This is a genomic window from Agrobacterium sp. 10T429, assembly GCF_056393925.1.
In genome coordinates, this window is record NZ_JBFTGV010000005.1 from 355,333 (window position 1) to 378,138 (window position 22,806).

The window sequence follows — 22,806 nt, forward strand, 5'->3', positions numbered from 1 at the left end:
TCCTTACGAATGGCGAGTTCGCGGAAAGACATTGCCGCGCCGCACGACATGTTCGATCACCCGGATGATTGCCATCAGGATCAGCGACATCGCGAAATAACAGAGGAGTGTGATCGAATAGATGCTGGTGCTATCCAGCGTCAGGTTGCGGATCGACTGTGCCGCGAAGGTGAGGTCGGCAATCGAGATCAGCGATACGAGTGAGGAAAGCTTCAGCGTTTCGATGGCCAGATTGCCGAAGGACGGCATCATCTCGACGATCGCCTGCGGCAAGGAAATGCGAAACAGCGTCTGCATCCGCGTGAAGTTCAGCGCTCGTGCGGCTTCCAGCTGCTGCACCGAAACGGAAGATAACGCGCCGCGAACGATCTCGGCGCCATACCCACCCGCATGGGCGGCGAGCACCATGACGCCGGTGGTGACGGGATCGAAACTCAGACCGACKAGCGGCAGCGCGTAATAGAACCAGAAAAGCTGGACCAGCAGCGAGGTGCCGCGAAACACCTCCGTGTAGCACAATGCGACAGTCGAGAGGATTGGTCCACCCTCGACGCGAAGAATGCCGAAGAAAAAGGCGAGTACCGTGCCGACAACAAGGGCTGCGAGCGTAATCGTCATGGTGACGACGGCGCCTTGCCACAACATCGGCAGGTAGGCGGTCATGTCCATCTGGAGTGTTCCCGAGTTCATGGTAATCGGCGCCCGGTAATGCCCGGGCGCCGGCTGGCGTCATTTTCCGGCGCAGAGATCGGCGACCTTCTTTTCGGCCGCTGCCGCGATACTCTGTTCGGAGAGGCCGTATTTTGCGAGGATTTTCTTGTAGTCGTCGGTCTTGCGGAATTCGACGAGCGCGGCGTTGAAGGCGTCACGCAATTCTTTGTCCTCCGGCCGGAAAGCGAAACCGCCGTAGTTGCGCACAGGCGCATCCTTCACGACAGGATCAACGAAGGGCTTCACCTGCTCGACATTGGCCTGGCCCTTGGCCAGTTCTGACACTGTCAGTTCCGTGGCGGCATAGGCATCGGCGCGGCTCTGGACAGTGGGGATGGCATCTGCATTGGCCGGGATGAAGACGATCTGATCTTCCTTGACGCCGACGGCGCGCAGGAAGTCTACATTGTTGGCGCCAGATACGACGGCGACCTTCAATGCAGGATCCTTGGCAATATCGGCATAGGTGGTCAGCCTTTTAGGATTTCCTTTCTTCACCAGCAGGCCTTCGCCATAGGACGAGTTCGGTTCGGTGAAGGCCACCTGCTTGCAGCGCTCGGGCGAAATGTTCTGTTCGGCGGCTGCGAAATCGAAGCGACGCGCCTTCAGCCCGGGGATCAGCGTGCCGAATGGGGTCACCGTCCAGTTGACCTCCTCGATGCCCATCGATTTCAGAACTGCATTTGCGACGTCGGGGCCGATGCCGGCAGAGGTGCCGTCGGGCTGCATGTATGAATAGGGCACTTCATTGGCAGTCGCTGCGCGAATGTAGCCTTGCTTCTTCACCTCCTCGAGGGTGAGTGCGCTGACCGCTGTCACGCTGATGGAAAGAGCAAGGGCGGAAAGCCCGGCGAGTTTTGTCATATTCATGTTCTAACTCCTCTGGTTGGGTTGCGTGGTCCGTTTTCGGATCTCACTTCATTCTTCGGACTAGGTATTCTCCGTGACCGTGGCGATGACGGAAAGGCAGTCGCCGGCCTTGATGAGGCCGGGAACGTGGCGCGCTGCGAGCACGCCACTGATAGAGGCGCGGTATTCGACCGGCGCAAGACCGGTTTTTCCAACAGGGTAGACCCTGGCGATGGTTTCACCTGCCGTGACCGTGTCTCCGAGATCGCGGACGAAGACGACGAGCCCGTCATCTTCGGCAAAGGTGAAGCAATCGTTGGAGGGCATATCCAGCCAGCGGCTCGGCGTCGGCACCGCGGCGCCGGTCAGGATGCCTGCATGGCGCAGCAGGTTGATGGTACCTTTGCGGGCGATGTCGATCGATTTTGCACTGGCCGTGCCCGCGCCGCCAAGCTCGGTGGTGACAAAGACCCTTCCCAGTTCCTCGGCCGTCGTGTCCAGCATGCCGACGGCGTCAATCTCCAGCATCTTCATCGAATAGGGGGCAGCAAAAGCTGCCACCGCCTCAAAGCACCGGGCTTCCTGTATCTTGTCGGGTAATTCGTGAGCGGCAGCGTAAGGCAGGAAATCAAGCGTCCTGCCGCCTGAATGAAAATCAAGAACGATATCCGCAAGCGGTAACAGATGGCGGGTCACGTAATCGGCGATCTTCTCCGTCACGGAACCGTCCGGACGACCGGGAAAGCTGCGATTGAGGTTCCCGCGGTCGATCGGCGAGGTGCGTGTTCCCGCGCGAAAGGCCGGATAGTTGAGTGCTGGCACGATGATGATACGCCCGCTGACGTCATCTGGATCGAGTGTGTGGGCAAGTTCGAAAAGTGCGGCCGGCCCCTCATATTCGTCGCCGTGATTGGCGCCGGTCAAAAGGGCTGTCGGCCCCTCGCCGTTGGCGATCACGCAGATCGGGATCATTACCGACCCCCATGCACTGTCATCGCGGCTGTATGGTAGCCGCAGATGACCGTGCTGCACGCCTTTCCTGTCAAAATCGACCGACGACGTGATAGGTGAGGGGCGTAGCGCGGTGCTTAACATCTCTCAGCCTTTCACGAACAGTTGCCGCGGCACATTGGAGAGGCATTCGACACCCGTTTCGGTAATGGCGATACTCTCGGTGATTTCGAGCCCCATGTCGTCCAGCCACAAACCGGTCATGAAATGGAACGTCATACCGGGCTTCAGCTCCGTGCGGTCGCCGGGGCGCAGGCTCATGGTGCGCTCGCCCCAGTCCGGCGGATAAGAGAGGCCGATGGGATAACCGGTTCGGTTGTCCTTGATGATCCCGTATTTTTTTAGCACCGCGAAAAACCCATTGGCGATATCTTCGCAGGTATTGCCGGGTTTGGCAGCTGCAAGACCGGCCTCCATGCCCTCAAGCGTGGCCTTCTCCGCATCAAGGAACGCCTTCGTCGGCTTGCCGAGAAAGACAGTGCGAGAGAGCGGGCAATGATAACGGCGATAAGCGCCGGCGATTTCAAAGAAAGTGCCTTCGCCCAAGCGCATCGGCATGTCGTCCCATGTCAGATGCGGCGCAGAAGCATCGGCACCCGACGGGAGCAACGGTACGATCGCGGGATAATCCCCGCCGAATTCCGCGGTGCCACGAATGCCGGCATCGTAGATCTCGGCGACGAGATCGCATTTGCGCATGCCCGGCTCGACTACGTCAACGATACGTTTGTGCATCAGCTCGACGATCTTGCCGGCCTTACGCATATAGTCGAGTTCGGTCGGGCTTTTGACCGCGCGCTGCCAGTTTACAAGACCGGCGGCATCCTTGAAGCGGGCGTTCGGCAGATGTTTCCGCAAGGATGCAAAGGCAGCAGCCGAGAAATAATAATTGTCCATCTCGACGCCGATCGACAGGCCTGACCAGCCCCGGTCATCGACGATCTTCGACAACAGATCCATCGGATGCCGTTCGGTCGATTGAACGTAGTGGTCAGGATAACCGATGATGTTGTCCTGGGCGAGGTAGGCGGTGCGCTTGGCGCCATTGGCATCCTGCTTGCGGCCATACCAGATCGGCTCGCCTTGCGGCGGCACCAGCACGCATTGGTGGACATAGAAGGACCAGCCGTCATAGCCCGTCAGCCAATGCATGTTGGATGGGTCGGTGACGACAAGCAGGTCGATGCCTGCCTTTTCCATGGCGTCGCGGGTTTTGGACAGGCGCGCGGCATATTCCTCGCGCGTAAAGTTCAGCGTTACGCTCACGCTGCGTCTCCCATTTTCACACTGTTTTCGATGATTTGGCCGCTGCCGGCGTCTCTTGCGCGGGTAAAAGCGAGATTGGCGATGGCGGTGTCCTGCACTCCGGTGCCGGTCAGATCGGCAAAGGTGATGTCGTCCCTCGATACGCGACCGCGTGCCTTGCCAGCGATGACAGCACCGAGCTCGGTGAATTCCTGATCCTGCGTTACAGGCCCCGCGGCGATAGCGTGTTGCAATTCACCGAGAATTCGGGTCTGCGAAAGCCGGTCTGCGATATAGCGCGCCCTGGAAAATACGGCCGGATCGATCTCGTTCTTGTGTTCGGCATCCGATCCCATGGCCGTCAGATGCTGGCCTTCTTCAAGCCAGCCGGCAAACAGGATCGGCTTTTCGGCTGGCGTCGTGGTCACGACGATGTCGGCGCCCTGGACAGCGGTCTGCGGATCGGCCGCGGCGATGACCTCGATACCGTGTTGGCGGGCCAGATCGCCTGCGAGCCCCTCGGCCTTCTGATGGTCACGAGCCCAGATGCGTGCGGATTGAATGGGTCGCACCAGTTTCAGCGCATCGAACTGCAGACGGGCTTGCATGCCCGCTCCAAAAATTGCTGCGACGGAAGCATCTTTACGGGCGAGATGCCGTGCTGCGACCGCCCCGGCTGCGGCGGTACGCACATCTGTGAGGTAGCCGTTATCGAGAAGAAGGGCCTCCACCAGTCCCGTCCTTGCGCTGAAGAGGATCATCAGCCCGTTGAGGCTCGGCAGACCGAGTTTGGGATTGTCGAAAAAGCCGGGGCTGACCTTGATGGCGAAACCGTCGAAACCCGGCACATAAGCCGTCTTTACATCCACCTCGCCACGAAACTCTGGTATATCGAGCCGTAAGATCGGCGGCATGGCGACCGCTTCGGTTGCGAGCGCTGCAAAGGCCTGCTCCACGCACTCGACTGCTGAGAGGTCGAGCTTCACGACTGCGCGCAGATCTTTTTCGGCTAGGATGGTGATTTGGCTCATGCGGCAGGCCCTTCGATGATCGTCTTGTGAACCGCCGGATCGATATTTCCACCCGACACTATGATCGCGGTTGGGCCGGTGATGTCCACCTTGCCGAAGAGGATCGCCGCGAAACCGACTGCGCCGGCACCCTCGACTGTCAGACCTTCTTCATGCATCGCATGGCGGATGCCGGCTGCGATCTCTTCCTCGGATACCAGCACGATCTCGTCGAGAAGAGATTGGCAGAGCGCAAATGTGATGCGGTTTTTCAATCCAATCCCCCCTCCCAGCGAATCCGCCAGCGTTTCTTCTTCATGGATGGTGACGGGCCGCCCGGCAGTGACTGACGCATGCATGGCCGCGCCCCGCTGCATGGAAACGCCGATGACACGTGCCTCCGGCTTCAGCGCCTTCACCGCAACGGCGATACCGCCCGCAAGGCCACCGCCCGATAGAGGAACGAGAATTGTCGCCAGTTCAGGCATGTCTTCGACGACCTCGAGGCCGATAGTGCCCTGGCCGGCCACGACGTCGGCGTGATCGAAAGGCGGGATAGCGGTCAGGCCTCTGCTTTTGGTCAGGCGCTCCACTTCCTCCTGCGCATCATCCTGTGATCCGCCGACAATCCGGATTTCCGCGCCGAGCGCGCGGATCGCCTCCACCTTGTTTGCCGGCACCAGCGCCGACATGCAGATTGTGGCGGGGATGCCGAGTTTGTCTGCGGCATAGGCCACGGCCCGGCCATGATTGCCCGTCGAGGCGGTGACGAGGCCACGCTGGCGCGTCGTATCGTCTAGCGAGAGAATGGCGTTCATCGCGCCGCGCAGTTTGAAGGCGCCGATGGGCTGAAGGGTTTCAAGTTTGAGATGAACGGGATGACCACAGCGCTCAGAGAGAAAGTCCGAGCGAACCAGCGGTGTGCGCTCCGCCTGTCCCGCAATCCGCGCCGCCGCTCGCTTTGTCGCGGTCAGTGAGACTGGAAGCAAGTTGTTGGCGGCGGATATGGACAGGTTTTCGCTCTTCATGATTGTCATGTTGAGAGCGAAATAAAATCATGTCAATTATTATATTGTAATGATTCAATGATTTTCGGCTGGCAACCTCAGCCGATTGACCCGATATCGTAGACCGGCGGCAGTTGCTCGAATGTCTGCCGCACAGTGGTCAAAGCCCTGGCGAGGCTTGCATGATTGAGGCGGCCGCCGAGGCATATGCGAATGCCGCCGCCATGGCTAGGACCGGCAATAAATGGTTCTGACGGAGTTACCGCGACGTTCTGGTTCGTGAGCGCGCGCACCAGGCCGTCCTCCGTCCAGCGCTGGGGAACCTTCAGCCAGGCGCAGAGGGAGAGGGGGTGGGTCGACCCTATATGGTGGCTCAGTATGTCCATGGCGATTTTCTGCCGCGCACGGGCCTCGGTGCGCTGGACATCCAGCAGCAGCCGTGCCGTTCCGTTTTCGACCCAACGCGTAGCGATCTCGGCCGTGAGATATGTCCCGCTCCAGCTCGACACACGCAGGATAGAGGCGGCGCGGATGGAATAGGCGGGTGGCACGACGAGATAACCGACGCGCAGCCCTGTCAACACTGTCTTGGTGAAGCTGGTGACGAAGAAGCCGAGATCAGGCAGCATTTCGGTGATGGATGGGAGATTATCCTCGATCATCGGACGGTAGACCTCGTCCTCGATGACAAAAATGCCGTACCGCTCGGCAATTGCGGCGATGGCCTGCCTTCGCGCTGCGCCCGACACATGCCCGGTCGGGTTGTTAAGCGTGGGAATGAGCACCAGAGCGCGGACACCCCCGGCTGCGCAGGCGGCCTCCAGCGCTTCGGGCAAAATGCCTTCTTCGTCGGTGGGTAAGCCCTTTAGGCTGAAGCCGAGGATATTAGACAGGCCGATAATGCCGTGGTCGGTCAGGTTTTCACAGAGCACCACGTCGTTAGAGCGGATAATGCAGCTCAGAGCGAGAAAAATGCCGTGCGCCGCGCCATTGGTGACAAGAATGCGTTCCGGGCCGGCTGTCACGCCCATCATGCCAAGCCATGTTCTGGCCGTTTCGCGATGGCTCTCGAGCCCCGCGACCGGCCGGCAGGGGCGCATGAAGCCAGAATTGTCACCATCGGCCATCTCGCGAAGAATGGCGCGCGAGGCATTTTCATGGTCATCGAGGTAAACGCCGCGGATGATGGATAGATCGAGCACCTCGGTTGGGCTGTGATCAAGCATCATACGACCTGCCCGCTCCGTCACCCGCGTCTTCACGAAGGTTCCGCGGCCAATTTCGCCGCTGAGATAACCAAGGCGCTCCGCCTCCTTGTAGGAAAGGCTGACCGTCTGGACAGAAAGGCCGAGTTCGCGGGCCAGATCGCGGTGTGTCGGCATGCGGTCCATCGGCTTCAGAACGCCGGCGTCGATATCAGCAATGATGCGTTCCGTCAGTGCGGAATGTTTCGTTTCGCCTTTCTGCTTAGCTAGCTTCGGTCGCCATGCCACCGGTCTCGTTGGGGAAACTGGATCTGGGCTGGGTGAATTGGCTTGACGACGCATGAAATTGTCTCGTTTTCGACGAAGGTAATTTCATGACATTATGCATGCTTCTATGAAAAGATGAAGCCTTATGCAGCGCAGACGGCAACTGCGCTGCAAAGAGGCGCAGTTGCCGTCGAAATGAGCAGCATTTGCGACGTTGAAAACTGAAGCTGCCGATCAGATTTTCTCGCCGGCCTGGACAAGATCATCCATGACACTGCGCACAGCGGCTTCAGCAATGGCGATGATCTCGTCGACCTCCTCCCGGGTCGTAACGAGCGGCGGTGCAAAGCCCAGAATATCGCCATGCGGCATGGCGCGTGCTATGAGACCGCCGTTGCGCGCTGCCTTGGAAACGCGTGCACCCACCGTGAGTTGAGGGGCAAAACGCGTCTTTTTTTCCCGGTCCGCCACGAATTCGATAGCGCCCATCAGTCCCACACCGCGCACCTCGCCGACGATCGGAAGCTGAGCGAACTTCGCCTTCAGTTGTTCCTGGAAATAGCTCCCAACGGCTCGTGCATTGCCTGGCAGGTCTTCCTTTTCGACGATGTCGAGCACGGCGTTTGCAGCCGCCGCTCCGATAGGATGGCCGGAATAGGTGTAGCCGTGGGAGAAGGCGCCGACGCGATCCGCGCCTTCCTCCATCACCTTGTAGACTTTCTCCCCGACGATAGCGCCCGAAAGCGGGAAATAGGCCGAGGTCAGGCCTTTAGCGACGGTGATCAGATCCGGCTCGATGCCATAATGCTGTGAACCAAACATCGAACCCGTGCGGCCGAAGCCGGTAATAACCTCATCGGCAATCAACAGGACATCGTATTTTTTGAGAACCTCCTGGATGGCCGGCCAGTAACCTTCCGGCGGCGGTGTGATACCGCCCGTTCCGAGCACCGGCTCGGCGATGAATGCACCAATCGTGTCCGGTCCTTCGCGCAGAATAAGCGCGTCCAGCTCTTCCGCGCGCCGCCTCGAAAATTCCAGCTCCGTCTCACCGGCTTCTGCGCCCCAATAGTGATGCGGAACGCCTGTGTGCAGGATGCCGGCCCGTGGAAGGTCCATATGGTCGTGATAAAAACTCATGCCGGTCATTGAGCCGGAAACCACGCTGCAGCCGTGATATCCCCGTTCGCGGGAGATGATTTTTTTCTTGTGCGGCTTGCCGCGCAGATTGTTGTAATACCAAACGAGCTTGGCCTGTGTCTCGTTGGCGTCTGACCCTGACATGCCGTAGAAGACCTTGCTCATTTTGCCTGGTGCCATTCTGACGAGGCGATCGGAAAGGATGGCCAGCTCATCCGTCGTGTGGGCGGCATAGGAATGATAATAGGCAAGGCGGTAGGCCTGACGTGAAATCGCCTCAGCCACCTCGGTACGTCCATAACCGACATTAACGCAATACAGACCGGCGAAACCGTCGATCAACTGCTTGCCGTGCGCGTCCTGAATGCGGATGCCCTTGCCGGTTTCGACAATGGTGGGCTCGCCGAGTTTGCCGCTAGCAAAATCCTTGAGCTGCGTGAAAGGGTGCAAAACGGCGTTTCGATCCATTTCCGCAATATTCTTGACGTCGATTGTCATAGGCGAGTTCCTTTTCACGCAGCTAAGTTGCCGAAGCAGACATATTTGGGTTCGAGATATTCCATGAGACCATGACGCGAGCCCTCACGACCAAGGCCGGACTGTTTCCAGCCGCCGAAGGGAACGGGCGCGCCGGTAAATTTCGGCGTGTTGACGGCTACCATGCCATATTCCAGTTGATGCGTCAGACGCATCGCCCGGCCGAGATCGTTGGTGTAGAGATAGGCCGCAAGCCCCATCTCCGTCGAGTTGGCGCGTCGCACGACCTCCCGCTCGTCATCGAATGGCAAGATCGCGGCAACCGGACCGAAGGTCTCCTCCCGCGCGATCAGCATGTCGTCTGTGACATCGGCCAGCACGGTCGGGGTGACAAAATTGCCGCCGAGCGGACTGTCCTGCCCGCCGCAGATGAGCTGTGCACCGGCAGAGAGGGCCTGCGCGATTTGCTTGCGGCACTTTTCAGCGACGGAGGGGCGTGTCATCGGCCCTATATCGATGCCAGCCTCGAAACCGTGGCCGACCTTGAGTTCGGCACTTGCCTTGCCGAACTGACTGACGAAGCGGTCATAAATACCTCGCTGGACGTAAATCCGGTTGGCAGCGAGGCAGTCCTGCCCCGATGTTGCGAATTTCGCCCCGATGCAACCTTTTACGGCTTTGGAGACATCGGCGTCGTCGAACAGGATGAAGGGCGCGTGACCTCCAAGTTCCAGCGAGGCCTTCTTGATGGTCGCCGCCGATTGCGCCAGCAAAATACGACCGATTTCAGTCGAGCCGGTAAAGGAAAATGCGCGCACATCGGTGTGTTGCAACAGGCGGTGCGCAAGTGGTGCGGCGTGACCGGTGATGACCTGGAATACGCCGGCGGGCATTTCAGCTTCCTCAGCGAGCTTTGCCAAAGCGAGCGCCGAGAGGGGTGTTTCAGGCGCGGGTTTGACGATCATTGTGCAGCCAGCGGCAAGCGCCGCGCCCGCTTTGCGGGTGATCATAGCAGAGGGAAAGTTCCACGGGGTGATGGCCACGGTGACGCCTAGCGGCTGCATCTGGACCGAGAGACGACTGTCGGGCAAATGGCTCGGTATCGTCTCGCCGTAGGCGCGCTCGCCTTCGCCGGCAAACCAATCAAGGAAATTGGCAGCGTAAGCAATTTCACCAAGCGATTCCAAGAGTGGTTTGCCCTGTTCGGCCGTCATTATGACGGCGAGATCATGCGCGTTGTTGCGCATCAACTTGCCCCATTCACGCAAGATCTGCCCGCGTTCGGTTGGAAGCTTGTCGCGCCATTCTAGAAAGGCATTTTTCGCGGTGCTGACGGCATCATCCGCATCCTCAAGCGAGCATGCCGCCACACCGATGAGATCTTCTCCGGTCGCCGGATCAATGACACTGAGCGTTTCATCGCGAGCAACCCAACTGCCATGGAGAAAAGCGCGGCGCTCGATCAAATCCGGCCGCCGCAGGTTTTTTAATGCAGTGCTTGCAATACTTCTCATATGGAGCTCCCGGTAGATTTACAGGGAGACTAATGAAGCGCATTGAGCGGTTGACTGCGTTAATTATATCGTTCAAGCCGGAATTTCGCTTATTTTAGGTTCCGTACGCAGGATTTGTGCATGCATACTCTCGATAGAGCGGACAAGGCGTTGCTTGAAGCCGTTCAAAAAAACAATCGCCTTACGTCGGAAGAGTTGGCGCAACTCGTCAATCTTTCACCGACCGCATGCCAGCGGCGTCTCAAACGTCTGCGCGAAGATGGCGTCATCGAAGCGGATGTCGCCATCGTGTCGCCGAAGGCCGTTGGGCGAGGCATTACCATGATCGTGCTCGTTTCACTGGAGCGCGAACGCGCCGATATTGTCGATCGGTTCAAGGCGGCCATCCGCGCGACCCGGGAAGTGATGATCGGATATTATGTGACGGGAGACGCCGACTTCATTCTGGTCATCACCGCCAAGGACATGGAGGACTATGAGGCCTTTACCCGGCGGTTCTTTTACGAAAACCACGATATCAAGGGCTTCAAGACCATGGTCGTCATGGACCGGGTAAAGGCCGGATTCTCCTTTCCGATCGAGGTTTGACGACTTGCGATTCACAGATCTCGCCACTACGTCTGGGGTGGTTGAAGAGGCTGATAAACGTTTCCTGAGACCTCTCTACCCATCCAGACCTCGCGGCTATGGCATGTCCAATGCCGCCAAGCGCGTTGAACGCGGCGGCGGGCAGTCGATGAGGATCGGTCAGGGCGGCGGTGCTTCCGAACAACTCAAGTCGATAGAGGATATGAAAACCGCAAAGGACATATCGGACATCCCGACAGCGGGAGACCAGTATGATTCCGCTGAGAAAATTTACTGTTTTCTTGCTGCGCAACAGAACGGAATGAGCGCTCTCAATTTGTTTTGTATCAACGATCTGTATTACACCATGGGGTGGGTCTCAGGGGCTTCTGTTGATGCGGCAATAGGGGTCGGGACATATTATCTTGCCGACGCCCGCAATCTTTTCAAAGGGGCGGCGGCCCTCAATGTCAAAACCGAGGCCACCCTGGTTGGCGCGTCCCTGGGTTCCATGATGGGCTTTTGGCGAGTTAAAAAATGGTACTCGCTGTGGAACGAGTTGTCCCGGTCAAAACGCGAGGAATACCCATTCCAAGCCTACAACGTTCATCCATTTTTCCGTGAATGGAAGTCGGAAGAATATACCTATCAAAAGCAGCTTGATTGTATCGCGGAACAGGACCGTATCATCAACTCGATCACTAGGGATACGCAGGTCAATCCCACTAAATACGGTTTCCCTGATTCCGGCTATGCACTGCAGAGGTCGGTAGAAATGACCGAGAAATTTTATTCGGGTGCGCGTTCCCCTGACAGTAACCCGTTCATGCCTTGGGTGCCTATGGATAAGCAACATATATTCTATAAGGGGAGGTGAGGCCGCATGTTTAACAAAGCCGGTGAAATTTGACGACGGATCGACGCCGGCGGGAATTTGGCTAGCGCTCCATTCCACCGAGCGCCAGTGGAAAAATACTATGTACGCATGCTCAATGCGGGTGGCTCAGGCCGTGACATCGCGCTGAAAGCGATAAGAACCCAACATGAGCTGTTGGCAAATCTATTACAATTCTCGGCCGACAGATGGAGAATGCTGTGCGATGGCCAAGGCTGGACACCGGTGGGCTGCTCCCAAACCGGGCAAGGAGAAAGGTATCGAAACACAATACGGGCCGGGCCGCACGGGGGAACTGGAAGACGGCAGCAAGGTTACCGTCCGTCCGGGAAGCTCTGACGGTCGTCCGACGTTGCAGATACGTAGGCCAAACGGTCGTCAGACCGAGATACGCTATAATGACGGACCTGGGGTTTAATTATGGACTTCATTGGAAAAGATTGCACGCTGGATCATCAGGCCATTCGAAACAGAAATTTCGCGGCGAGGATTTATCCCGAATTTCCAAGCGAGGAGGAAGTCGCTCTTGTGGCCGCGCGTATCGGGAGTGACGAGATTGATTTTGCTGCTTACGAGTTCGGTCAGCTTCCGCGCCGTTTTGCACCGCGACCGGTCGGGTTGGTGCTTGATGCACTGTTTGAAAATTCGCCTTATGGCCTTCTGATCCATTTTTCAGGTCATGATCTTTCGATCTGGGCGCCGGAGGATCACGAATACCTCGTTGTTTTTGGTGATACCAATCTGGTCCAGACGATAGAACGAAGTGACATATTCTCATACAGCTTTGCTGAGTATCTGGGCAGTGGTGTTTTGTCGCAAGCGACGGTCACACATCTTCGCGGCGTAGCATCGAACTATACGATCGGGTAAGGGCGGACGAACCCACTGAGGGCTGATCACGGATGTGCGGGAAGGGTCTGGGAATTTTTTCGCTGGCCGGCACCAAGGTCATCTATACCAAGAGCGGAACGACCGCGATCACGAAGGTCAACGATTTGGACCTCGAGGTCAGCGTTTAGGCGCATCTTGCAGATTTGCGGAGCCAGAAGAAGCATTTGTATCCGCTTAACGTGAGGTGGCTTTGAACAGCCCGCGTGGCCACGCGCAATCGCAGTGCTATACGCAGGAACGTCGAATTTCGACCTCGGCCTAAACCGAATGACTAAGATCGCTAGTGCCTCCGACCGCTTGCCGAACAAAATAGCATTGTCTTGGCACCGGTGAGGCGCTGCAGGAGGCTTGCCGAACCAGTCTGGTCGACGAGCAATGCCAAGGGCAACCTAAGCCTGGCGCTTCAGTTAAAGCAAGGAGACTATCATCATAGCCCAAACAAAGACGAGCATCGCGATGCAAGCCGGGCGGAAGAGATAAAATCGCTGCCAGTTCGTGAGGCGGAGGTCGTTGTAGTGCATGGATCTGTCAAGTCTGACGTGATCCATGTTGCTGTCGACAGAAAAATCACCACCGTTCTTCTTGTAGAAATTATACTCCCGAACCTGCGCGATAGTCTGTTGTACAGCCAGAAGGCCAACCGCGATAAGAGCCGCAGAAAAAATGACGATCTCAAGTATCAGCAAGCGTTTCTCCTGTGCGATCGGTTGAAACGGCGACGTATCCGGGTTTGGATCAAATCGTGGGAGACGAAGTGTCAAATCGCTTCAATGGATGCAGTTGTTGTTTAAAACTACGCAATGTCGATTTTTTCGTCCAGTATCTGATAATGGTGTTGCGCGGTATTTCGGAGAGGTGAGAGATGGAATTCCGCAAGCTCGATGCGGACACAGGGATAAACTGTCATGTGACGTCCTACATGACGGCATCAGATAGTGCCGGAAGAAAGTTGCTCAGGTGGCTGTAGAGAAAGGCAAGCAGACTGTAGATCCTTCTCGGAAGGCACTTGCACCGAGGCTGTATGCGATCCTGGCACGGTCAGCGAGAACAGGTGTCATATTTCGGCGCGGCCCGAGCCGGCTGGTGCAGCTCATTCGCTGGGACTTGCGCACCGACACTTTTGAACATGGTCAATGGTTGAAGGGACGGGTCTACGAGAGACGCTGCGATCTTTCTCCGTCCGGAGAACTTCTGGTCTACTTCGCGGCCACAAATCGCCCGCCCTACGGGAGCTGGACGGCCATATCGAAGCCGCCATTCTTCACCGCACTAACGCTTTGGCCAAAAGGAGACGCGTGGGGAGGAGGCGGTGTTTTCGAGGACGAGAACAAATTGCTTCTCAACCATCCGTTTGACGATAACCGCGTCTCGCTCGCTCCAAGTTTTCGATTGAAGCGAGGCATGCAAGTGGACCCGTGCGGTATATTGTCGGGACGTGGAGAGGACGAGCCCATCAGCGGCTACATACTTGCGCGTGACGGTTGGCGTGTGATCGACGCCGGTGAGGGACAAACAAATGGCCTGAAGGCCTCGACCTTTTACAGCTTCAACAAGCCGCGTGTCCTGAAAAAACCGGGTGCAAACGGCCGGAGCCTTCAGATGGTTCTTCATTCGATCGGTCGCAGTCAAAAGGCGTGGTACGGACTGGACTACCGCGTGTATGACCGGGACGGAACATTGCTTGTCGACCTTCCGGAAACGGATTGGGCAGACTGGGATGGCGGCGATCTGGTGTTTGCACGCGGCGGGTGCCTCTATAGGCTGGCAAAAAGCGACTTCCGATCCGGTGATGTCATGCCTATTGAGTTTTCCTCGCGCCTGCATGACTTCAACGGCGCAGGTTTCACCGCCATGGCACCTCCGCACGCCGCTCGTCACTACTGACGCACCCAGCCTCGCCGGGAGCTTTGATCTCAGGCATTACTCATCCACTTGTATCTTCGGGTCGTAACCGCCTTACGATGCCACCGGAAACGTGGAGCTGTGTGTCACCCACCCGGATCGAGTAGAGGCCGGCCAGCTCGACTTCGCCCGGTTCAATATCCTCAATGAGCAGCAGTCCTGTATCGGTCATCGCGTAAACATGCCGGGCGTCAACTGCGAATACACGGTTGAGGAAATGCAGAATGGCTGGATCGATTCCAGGAATCTTTTTGCGATAACTGCCTCCGAACAGCATCTCGCCGTTCGCATCAATCAGAAGCTGATCGTTGACACCACGCGCTGTGGCGGGATTGACCTTGCCGGGCCGGTTGATGGGCTTCCCGCGATAAAGCAGGGTATCGCCCATCCGTGCAAAGGAATAGCCGAGCGATTCCACCGCTGCGGGATTGTCGATGCCGCGCTTGCGCACACCTTCCACGATCAGCCCTTTTGCGTCACGAGCATAGGCGCCGCCCAAAACCTCGAAGCTCGCCATGTCGATTTTGACGACAGCAAGCTCTGGTAAAGGTGCTGTACTGTCGATGTAATAGGCCTGCTGCTTGTCTTTGAACCATGGGCCGTCGAGCTTTTCGAAGCTAGCGGGATCGGCTTTCTTAATGGGCTCCATCCCGTAATGTTCGAGGCCGGGCAAGAAGTAGCGCAGGCCGTGCCGATCCTCTCCGAACACATCAACGATGTGTCGGAAGCTGTCGTGGTCGAAATGATCGAGTGAGACCCATTCGGCTTCCTGCGGACGCTGTGGCCTAACCAGAATCCTGCGTCCATCGCTGTAATAGAGACCGCCGATCGGTACTGGCTCATTCCCCACAGACGCTCTTACCGCACGGCGTGCCTTTTCCCGGTGCCACCAGCTGTCGGCAATCTCGGGATGGTTCTCGAAATAGCCGCTCCAAGACTCAAATTCTGCCGAAACTGATTGAGGTTGCCCTGCATAGTACGGCCGCTCGCTGTCATAAGCGCGATACTGACCTGCTTCTGATGCGCAGACAAAACTCTCTCGGTCCGCGTCGGGAATCAGGCTCTTCTCCCAATAGACATGCTTCCTGTCAGCGAAATATCTGCCTTCGTCGCCGATGGAATGGAAACTGGCCGGATCCGCGCCTTCAATCGCGACCCCGTAAGCATAGACTTTGCGACTGTCCTTTGCGTAGTGACTCTCTTCGATACGGATGCCCGGTTTCTGGCCGCTGCCGTAATAATAGCTGACGATCCCGAATGTACCCGGCTCCTCGGTGGGAAGGCGCAAGTTGGTAATGTAATAACCGGCGGCCTTGTCGACACCATAACGTTGGTTCAGAACGGTGAAGCTGTCCGGATCGGCGCCGCGCGCTGAGAACCAGAAAAGCTTCGTTGGTGTCTCGCCCTGGCCGTAGACATGTCTATCGTCGCAAAACCAGCGGTCACCAAGCTGTCGAAAGGTGAAGGGGTCGACCCCGGACAACGGGACGCCCTTGCGGTCGCGGATTGGTGCGCCGTCCACATAGACCTGATGGCCATTGTGGATATAGCGGATGGTCGGGAATCGTCTTTCTCCGATGTAATGCGCGACCCAGTCGACATTGGCGAAGGGGCCGATACGAGGATTAGCTTCGACTGCCCGCCGCAATGCCGCAAGCTCTGTGCGCATGCTGAAGGGTTCTGTTACCGGTAGGCCGATGCCGTCATTCCCCGTCAGACGCTGGAAAAGCGCCCGATCCTGTTCGGGTTCGGGAAGTCCGTCCCGCCTGAACGCGGCCGTAACCCAACTTGTATTGGCGTAATGAAGTTGGCTGTAGCGCTCTCGGAACCGTTGCCAGCGCGCGGGATCTATGTTGAGACGCTCGAATATCTGTGACGCAGCATATCCGGCCTCGGCAAAAAGAGTGGCCGCATACCAATGGGCATAGGGTAGTGGGAAAAGTTCAATCAGCTTAGTTCCGCCCAAGTCCGCTCCGATCTGTGGTGTCAATGCCACCCGTGGTTCCAAGCCAGTTTACCTGTCTATCTTCCGCCATTTTTTGCGGCTCAAAACACCAGAAGGAAACAGGCTTTTTTTACTTTAAGAAAATACCCTAGTTTGATGTTTTTATTCATTTTGTGCGCTTTGGTTTTTTATCTGCGCCGTGCCTTATTGCTGCGTTGTTACCATGGCTTGTCGCACGATATCGTAGACAGTAAGAGCTGGAAGACGGGAAAAGAAGTTGCTGTTATCGGCGGCGGAGGGCCACGCTGACCAAAGGGTGAGTACATGCAGGCGCCCATTCCGCCATATGACTGTCGCATCTATATCGCCGCTGTCCTGACCTTTTTTGTCTGTTACTGAAAACCGGAAGGTGCGTGCGGGGATTCCCTGTTTTGCAAGCAGACTGTCTTCCTCACTCGATATCAGTGCGGGTGGCCGGGCATCAGGTGTCTGCCTGACAAAGTAATCCCTCACGATCGTGGCTCCGGCCATTTCCAGGTCCGGTTTTTCCTTCATGTCCTGAACGAGCAGCCATATCAGGCCAACATCTCTTCCGCCCTTGCGCCGGATCATGTGCAACTCGGCCGGCAAAGCGCCATGAAAATCGTTGATCGGTATTTCCCACTGGTCCGGGATGCGGAGTGCGATCCGCTCGTTGCCTATCCGAACAGGAACCGATTGCAGCTCCTCCCCAAAGCTTGATTCTTCTCCATTTTCCCATGAGAGGCTGTCAATGAACGCAACGGCATACTTGTCAGCCCGAACTACCAGATCATAAGCCGCGTCAGCATCCGCCGCGTTGCTGACATCTGCAACGAAATTTATGCCCAGCGCCTGCTTCCCGCGAGAGAAGCAATAGCTGATAAGGGCGCTATGTGGTTCGCCGCTCTGATCCTTGGTGCCCAGAAGCATAGCTTCTGTCAGGTCCGATGCAACTTTTGAGACGCGCGTTGTGTATCCAGCAGTGTCTGCCTGGTAAGTGCAGATCCGGAACGCTGCCGATGGCGCCTGCAGATTGTACCCGATAAAGGTCGTCTCGATTTTCGGACTGGACGAATCTGAAGTTATTTTTCCGATGACTTTCACATTACCGATTGTGCCAGGCTCCGTCGGACTCATTGGTACGGTTTCGACCGTAGCATTTGGGGAAAGCGTCCCTTCAAGATTGAGGGCTGGCGCTGAGAAATCGAATTTTCTCATCACCGGTACGGCATTTTGAACGGCACTATCGTTATCCTGTGCAAAACCGGTTCCGGCGAACATCGTAACGGCGACCGAAGTTGCGACAAGCACACATGCAAAAGACCGGCATTTCTCTCCGTGTACCATCCGCTCCCCGGTCAACATCAAAAATTATAATTCTGCCTAACCGTGCAATGAAAAGTACGGCGACACAACCTCTGAGTTTAGACTGGTGAAGACTCTCATGGAAACGTCATTGGAAAAAGCGCCAGACGGCCGAAATCGTGACAGCTCTCAAAAATCTCCGAGAACAGATGTCAAGGGAATATGATGTTCGTGTGCGCGAACATGGCGGCTATGGCGTTGTCGTTGAACCGGCCGTGGCGTCTCCAAACTACGTGAAGGTGCAGTAAAGAATGTTTGGCGGCAAGCTAAGAGGTTGCACAAGAACGCTCATGACTTCGTCGTTAACGTCATCACCTGAAATAGTGACATCAATGGTGATGTTCCTATCCAGTGAATTGACGCGGCGTGCGAGTGATGTGACTGCTAGTTGATCGTCACGCGTTTGGCTCATCAAACTCGACCGGACCTCGGTTTCGCTTTCCGTGGTCGTGCGGACCTCAACCCTACGACGTTGTGACTCGACTGGGTGTTGTGGAACAAAGCGCTTGATGAGCAGAACAGCTCTGGGGGAGGTTATGTTGATCAGCAAGATCAGAAGCGTTGCCTCAGCAGCCTCGAAAATTTCTCCACAACCCGCGAGGACGCCGATCGCTCCCGTAGCCCATATTGTCGCCGACGTGCTCAACCCGCGAATGTTGAGGCCGTCGCGCATAATTAGTCCTGCGCCAAGGAAGCCTATCCCCGTCACCACCTGGCCGCCCGTGCGGATATCCTCGTTAACTTCGAGGATGGCGGGCAGGGCGCAGGCCGCTGGGCTACTTGGGCTTCGTGTGACCCAATTTCGGGGGCCCTCTGTAGGCAGGCTGGAGTGTACCCCGTTTCGCCGGACAGCTCGGCTTGTTTGATTCAGTCCTGATGAACTGCTGAGGGAAGCCGTCTCGAGCGCTTAACGGGGATAGGTGCATCGGGACGCCTAGGAAATTTGGAAGGGCGGCTCACTTTTAGGGGTGACCGATTAAAAGACGCCAATGTTGTCGTCGGCGCATACTATCGGCTCAATCCAAGCCCCTGCGACCGGTTAAGCTGCCGTCCGAGTGCGTGGTCATGGCTAAGCTCGGCCATGCGCGTTCGGTTCACGATACGGGCGGTCATCTGAATGTGCTCGGCCTGCATTGCGAGTTCCGGGCGTGCCGCTAGCTCTTCGGCGAACCTGCGAGGATCAGAACTACCAAACCGCCGCGTGAGCGCTTCGGCCACCAGCTTGGCCTCACCGAGCACGGCTCGGCCCTCAGGTGACGATCGCAGCTCCGCGATAAACTGGGTCCGCTTCTCCAACGGCATCTTCTCCACCTTGGCAATCATCTCGGCGCTGCGCGGCGTGAGGCCGGGCACCTCGATGACATCACGCTTTTCGCGCTGCCATTGTTCGCTCGCGTGTTCTTCGCCAAGCCGGCGCTCCCATGCCTCGGAGACGTAGCCAATGTGGGCAGAGAGAGACCTGGCATATTGCAGCGCCTCTTTCCGCTCCTTGTTGTTTCCGAACAGACCCGACTTGCCGCGTAGTTCCCCGAACCGCTCTGGTTGCCCGGCCATGGCCTTTGCCATGATTTTTCCATTGCCTTCCTTCTCGGTCATCGCGGTGCGCAGTCTTGCCGCGACCTCGACCGGGTCACGGAACACGTGCCGCGCGAGAGTTTCCACCGTATCGAATCTCTGCTCGATGACGGACATCGCTCTTTCCCGGGCTACCTCTTCGATGCTGTGGTCGTGACGCGTGATCGCTGGCACTAGTGGAGCTGGTTTGCCGGCTTCCATCAGCGATTGTTGGACTACAGTTTCTGTGGGGGCAGGGACGGCGCCGTCTTGCGACATGACCTCGGACCACCGGATGCGGCGATATCCCTTATTATCGTCTGTCGGGTCGTCGCGCCGACCGTCATCGATTGTCCGGGCGACCTGAATGCGAGGATCTTCGCGCTGAACAGGGCCGGCCAGATCACCGGCACGTTCCTCGTAAACCTGCTGACGCTCCGATGGCCGGTCCTGCTGCTCCCGTTGCAGATGGGCCGCACGGGACAAGACCTCTTGACGCTCATTCCGTCCGGACGCAAGTTCGATCCCGCTTCTCACCCCAAACTCTTGTCCGATCCATCGGTCGCTTGCGATCCCCGGGCCGCTTGCGATCCCGCGCAGCTCGGCAAAGGCGCTGATGTAATCCAGCGTGGTTTCCTTCGCGCCGGAACGCGACAGGCGGCTTGTCAGCTGCTCGTACGCCAACGCGTCACCCTTGACGACACGCCACCCATTGCGCTCGGCCTGCGTGCCATCCGGAAGCGTGACAGGCGTGGCGCCTTCATGCTGCAGGGAAATCCTGTCCCCGATCTTTGGCGATGCATCTCGCATGGCCCGCTTGAGATCGACGCCCCACACGGTATGCCGCTCGCCCTTGTCATTCTCCAGCGTCACAAAGTAGCTCTCGCGTGATTGCGGATGGTTTTCATAGGGCGCGATGCCGTGATCAACCAGCCGGCCCGCATTGGTGAACTCCTTGATGTCCGCATAGAGCTGCACGCTGTCGCGGTGCCTGGTCATGGCAACATAGGTCAGATGCCGGTCCATGGTACTGGATGCCAGCACAAAGGCGCGATCGACTGTCGCCCCCTGGTTTTTATGGATCGTCGTCGCGTAACCGTGGTCGATCGCCTGGTAGCTGTCTGTCGGAATGCTGACACTGTCGCCGCCTCGGCCATCGAGCCGGGCGATGATCTTGTTTGGCTCCACATGCTCGACCGTGCCAAGCATGCCGTTTTTGACGCCGAGGTCGCGGTTGTTTTCGAGGAAGATGATCCGGTCAACACCGTCGCTCAACTCTTGGCCGCGTTCGAGCCTTTGTCTGTTTTGAAGTTCAGAACGGATAACGGCATTGAGGGCGCGCACATCGGCGCGGCGATGCGCCATGGCAACCCGGGTGCCATCGGCACGCTTCTCACTGTCGGCAAGATAATCACGCACGATCTGCGCCATCGCCGCGTCGCGGCTTTCCGCAAAGTGGATGGCGCCGTGATCGCGATAGGCGGCGAGGCCCTCGGCCGTCTTGTGGGTCGCAAAGGCAACCGATGCCTGTCTCTGCCAATCATGGCGCTGGCGGCGTATCCCGGAAAGTTCGACATGACCGATCTGCTCGGCAATCGCCCTGAAGGGTGCACCGGCCCCGATTGCCTGGAGTTGCTCATGGTCGCCGACAAGAACGATCTTTGCGCCGCGCTCTTCCGCTTCTCTGATAAACCGGGCAAGCTGACGGCTCCCGACCATGCCGGCCTCGTCAATGACAAACACGTCACTGCGGCCGATCAGATCCCGGCCATGGTCCCAACTGTAAGACCATGACGCCAGGGTGCGGCTCTCTATGCCGGAACTTTCCTCAAGGCCCTCGGCTGCCTTTCCGCTAAGCGCCGCACCATGGACCTGATAGCCTTGAGCCTCCCACGCCTCGCGAGCGGCTGCCAGCATGGTGGACTTGCCAGCGCCGGCAAACCCGACCACAGCCGCGATGCGTTCTAGCCCGGTAATATGCGCGATCGCATGACGCTGTTCGTCCGACAATCCTGCTGACGGATCGCTCGCAGCCGACGGTCCGCCAGCGCTTTTCCGAAGAGAGCGATCCTGCCTCTCCATGGCTCGATCGACATGGCGAGGATCGACACCATGGGAATGCGCCTGATGCAACCGTTCCGCCGATCGCGCGATTGCGAGTTCCAGGTCGATCATCTCCCGCGTCGAATAGCGCGCATTGGACACTTCGCCTGTCTCGGCATCGGTGCGCTCAGGCTGAAGCGCCACGAGCGCTGGTGATGCCATGACAGCCGCAAAGGCGTTCTGGAATGTCTGTGCGTCATCGTTGATGTAGCGATGCAAGGTTTTGGCGATATCGTGTCGATCGAACACGCTCTTCTCATGGCTGATCAGCGTCAGAACCTGTTCAGGTTTTTGGCGGATCAGTTCGGCATTTTGCCGTGCTGCCTCGTCATCCAGCCGCCCGCGCTCGACGGCCATTCCTTGCTGGCGCATCTGCGACGCATGCACGCCCATATGTTCGGTCGGCGATAACTCAAGACCGCGCTCCTCATGCGAGCGATGATCGATGCGAACATCCAGGCCTTCGCGTTGGAGCTCACGGTTGGCGATGCCTTCCCATGACTGCCGGATATCGCGAAGCTGCATGTCGGTTGTCGCCATGCCGTTTGCCAACAGCCGTGCGTTCTTGTGCTCAAGACAGGTCTTCTCGCCAAGGCCGGCTTTGCCAACCTGTCGCGTCGTCATCAGCACATGCGCATGGTAGTTCCTGATATCACCATGCTCGCTTGGCGAATGGATTGCAAAATCCACGGCCGCGCCATAGCGGTTTGCCAGATCCTGGGCAAAGGCTTGTGCAGCCTTCAGTCGCCCTTCTGTCGAAAGCTCATGCGGAAGCGCGATTTCGAATTCGCGGGCCACGCGGGCGTCCTTGCGCTTTTCTGCAAACTCGGCAGCATTCCACAATTTCGAGCGATCCAAAGCCCAGTCGGCAGACACGCCTTGCGGCAGCACGATCTCACTGTGCTCGACACCCTCTTTGCGGGTGAAGTCATGCACAAGGCCATCGCGTTGATTGACGAGAAGAACCGCGCAACGGTAGGCGGCGGATGCGACAGCGCTGCGGCCAGATGACCGCGAGACAGGTTTGGTGCTGAGATGATAAATCGCCAAACGAAATCTCCGATACGCAAACGGGGAGACCAAACGCTCAAACGCGCCGCAAGTCGTAAGTGCGCCCTTGTCTGTTT

General features: G+C 57.7%; 18 protein-coding genes. 4 read left to right on the plus strand and 14 right to left on the minus strand.

Annotated elements, in window-relative coordinates:
- Nucleotides 1-3 precede the first annotated feature (3 nt).
- The 9 genes from ehuC to AC1DCP_RS14690 all read right to left on the minus strand — a co-directional run bounded on the left by ehuC (nucleotide 4) and on the right by AC1DCP_RS14690 (nucleotide 10,436).
- Nucleotides 4-669, minus strand: a complete 666-nt coding sequence (gene ehuC, locus AC1DCP_RS14650; protein ID WP_019566767.1) for an ectoine/hydroxyectoine ABC transporter permease subunit EhuC — start codon at nucleotides 667-669, stop codon at nucleotides 4-6.
- Between the two features lie 60 nt (nucleotides 670-729).
- Entirely contained in the window at nucleotides 730-1,581 is an 852-nt protein-coding gene (ehuB, locus tag AC1DCP_RS14655) for an ectoine/hydroxyectoine ABC transporter substrate-binding protein EhuB (RefSeq protein ID WP_476774381.1), read from the minus strand.
- A gap of 60 nt (nucleotides 1,582-1,641) precedes the next feature.
- Entirely contained in the window at nucleotides 1,642-2,655 is a 1,014-nt protein-coding gene (gene doeB / locus AC1DCP_RS14660) for a N(2)-acetyl-L-2,4-diaminobutanoate deacetylase DoeB (RefSeq protein ID WP_035200471.1), read from the minus strand.
- A 3-nt stretch (nucleotides 2,656-2,658) separates the two neighbouring features.
- Nucleotides 2,659-3,837, minus strand: a complete 1,179-nt coding sequence (gene doeA, locus AC1DCP_RS14665) for an ectoine hydrolase DoeA (RefSeq protein ID WP_333704739.1) — start codon at nucleotides 3,835-3,837, stop codon at nucleotides 2,659-2,661.
- Nucleotides 3,834-4,847 (minus strand): ectoine utilization protein EutC, encoded by a 1,014-nt coding sequence (gene eutC / locus AC1DCP_RS14670; protein WP_476774382.1) that lies wholly within the window; start codon nucleotides 4,845-4,847, stop codon nucleotides 3,834-3,836. Before eutC ends, doeA begins: the two co-directional genes overlap by 4 nt.
- On the minus strand, nucleotides 4,844-5,863 hold the full coding sequence (gene eutB, locus AC1DCP_RS14675) for a hydroxyectoine utilization dehydratase EutB (RefSeq protein ID WP_333704741.1): 1,020 nt from the start codon (nucleotides 5,861-5,863) through the stop codon (nucleotides 4,844-4,846). Before eutB ends, eutC begins: the two co-directional genes overlap by 4 nt.
- Nucleotides 5,864-5,931: 68 nt before the next feature.
- Complete coding sequence (ehuR, locus tag AC1DCP_RS14680; RefSeq protein ID WP_333704742.1) at nucleotides 5,932-7,380, minus strand: MocR-like ectoine utilization transcription factor EhuR; 1,449 nt, start codon at nucleotides 7,378-7,380, stop codon at nucleotides 5,932-5,934.
- A 159-nt stretch (nucleotides 7,381-7,539) separates the two neighbouring features.
- Nucleotides 7,540-8,943, minus strand: coding sequence for an aspartate aminotransferase family protein (locus tag AC1DCP_RS14685; protein ID WP_112401796.1), 1,404 nt, complete (start codon nucleotides 8,941-8,943; stop codon nucleotides 7,540-7,542).
- Nucleotides 8,944-8,957: 14 nt separating this feature from the next.
- Nucleotides 8,958-10,436 carry an NAD-dependent succinate-semialdehyde dehydrogenase gene (locus AC1DCP_RS14690; RefSeq protein WP_476774383.1) on the minus strand — a complete coding sequence of 493 codons (1,479 nt, stop codon included), beginning with the start codon at nucleotides 10,434-10,436 and terminating at the stop codon, nucleotides 8,958-8,960.
- A gap of 120 nt (nucleotides 10,437-10,556) precedes the next feature.
- Between AC1DCP_RS14690 and AC1DCP_RS14695 the strand changes: the two genes are divergently transcribed.
- The 3 genes from AC1DCP_RS14695 (at nucleotide 10,557) to AC1DCP_RS14705 (ending at nucleotide 12,768) form a co-directional block, all read left to right on the plus strand.
- A complete protein-coding gene (locus AC1DCP_RS14695) occupies nucleotides 10,557-11,024 on the plus strand; it encodes an Lrp/AsnC family transcriptional regulator (RefSeq protein ID WP_035200482.1) in 468 nt (155 codons plus the stop codon).
- Between the two features lie 103 nt (nucleotides 11,025-11,127).
- Nucleotides 11,128-11,880, plus strand: coding sequence for a hypothetical protein (locus AC1DCP_RS14700; RefSeq protein WP_236742543.1), 753 nt, complete (start codon nucleotides 11,128-11,130; stop codon nucleotides 11,878-11,880).
- Between the two features lie 438 nt (nucleotides 11,881-12,318).
- Entirely contained in the window at nucleotides 12,319-12,768 is a 450-nt protein-coding gene (locus tag AC1DCP_RS14705; protein ID WP_333704743.1) for a hypothetical protein, read from the plus strand.
- 428 nt (nucleotides 12,769-13,196) lie between these two features.
- Here the strand turns inward: AC1DCP_RS14705 and AC1DCP_RS14710 are convergent, their stop codons facing one another.
- A complete protein-coding gene (locus AC1DCP_RS14710) occupies nucleotides 13,197-13,475 on the minus strand; it encodes a hypothetical protein (RefSeq protein WP_035200485.1) in 279 nt (92 codons plus the stop codon).
- Between the two features lie 397 nt (nucleotides 13,476-13,872).
- Between AC1DCP_RS14710 and AC1DCP_RS14715 the strand changes: the two genes are divergently transcribed.
- Complete coding sequence (locus tag AC1DCP_RS14715) at nucleotides 13,873-14,673, plus strand: hypothetical protein (RefSeq protein WP_476774384.1); 801 nt, start codon at nucleotides 13,873-13,875, stop codon at nucleotides 14,671-14,673.
- A 40-nt stretch (nucleotides 14,674-14,713) separates the two neighbouring features.
- Here AC1DCP_RS14715 and AC1DCP_RS14720 read toward each other — a convergent pair whose 3' ends face one another.
- The 4 genes from AC1DCP_RS14720 to traA form a co-directional block, all read right to left on the minus strand.
- Nucleotides 14,714-16,687, minus strand: coding sequence for a DKNYY domain-containing protein (locus AC1DCP_RS14720; protein WP_476774385.1), 1,974 nt, complete (start codon nucleotides 16,685-16,687; stop codon nucleotides 14,714-14,716).
- A 153-nt stretch (nucleotides 16,688-16,840) separates the two neighbouring features.
- Entirely contained in the window at nucleotides 16,841-17,938 is a 1,098-nt protein-coding gene (locus AC1DCP_RS14725; protein WP_236759176.1) for a hypothetical protein, read from the minus strand.
- A gap of 313 nt (nucleotides 17,939-18,251) precedes the next feature.
- Nucleotides 18,252-18,734: an MgtC/SapB family protein gene (locus AC1DCP_RS14730; protein WP_333704746.1), complete on the minus strand. Its 483-nt coding sequence runs from the start codon at nucleotides 18,732-18,734 to the stop codon at nucleotides 18,252-18,254.
- 296 nt (nucleotides 18,735-19,030) lie between these two features.
- Nucleotides 19,031-22,729 (minus strand): Ti-type conjugative transfer relaxase TraA, encoded by a 3,699-nt coding sequence (gene traA / locus AC1DCP_RS14735; protein WP_476774386.1) that lies wholly within the window; start codon nucleotides 22,727-22,729, stop codon nucleotides 19,031-19,033.
- Nucleotides 22,730-22,806 lie beyond the last annotated feature (77 nt).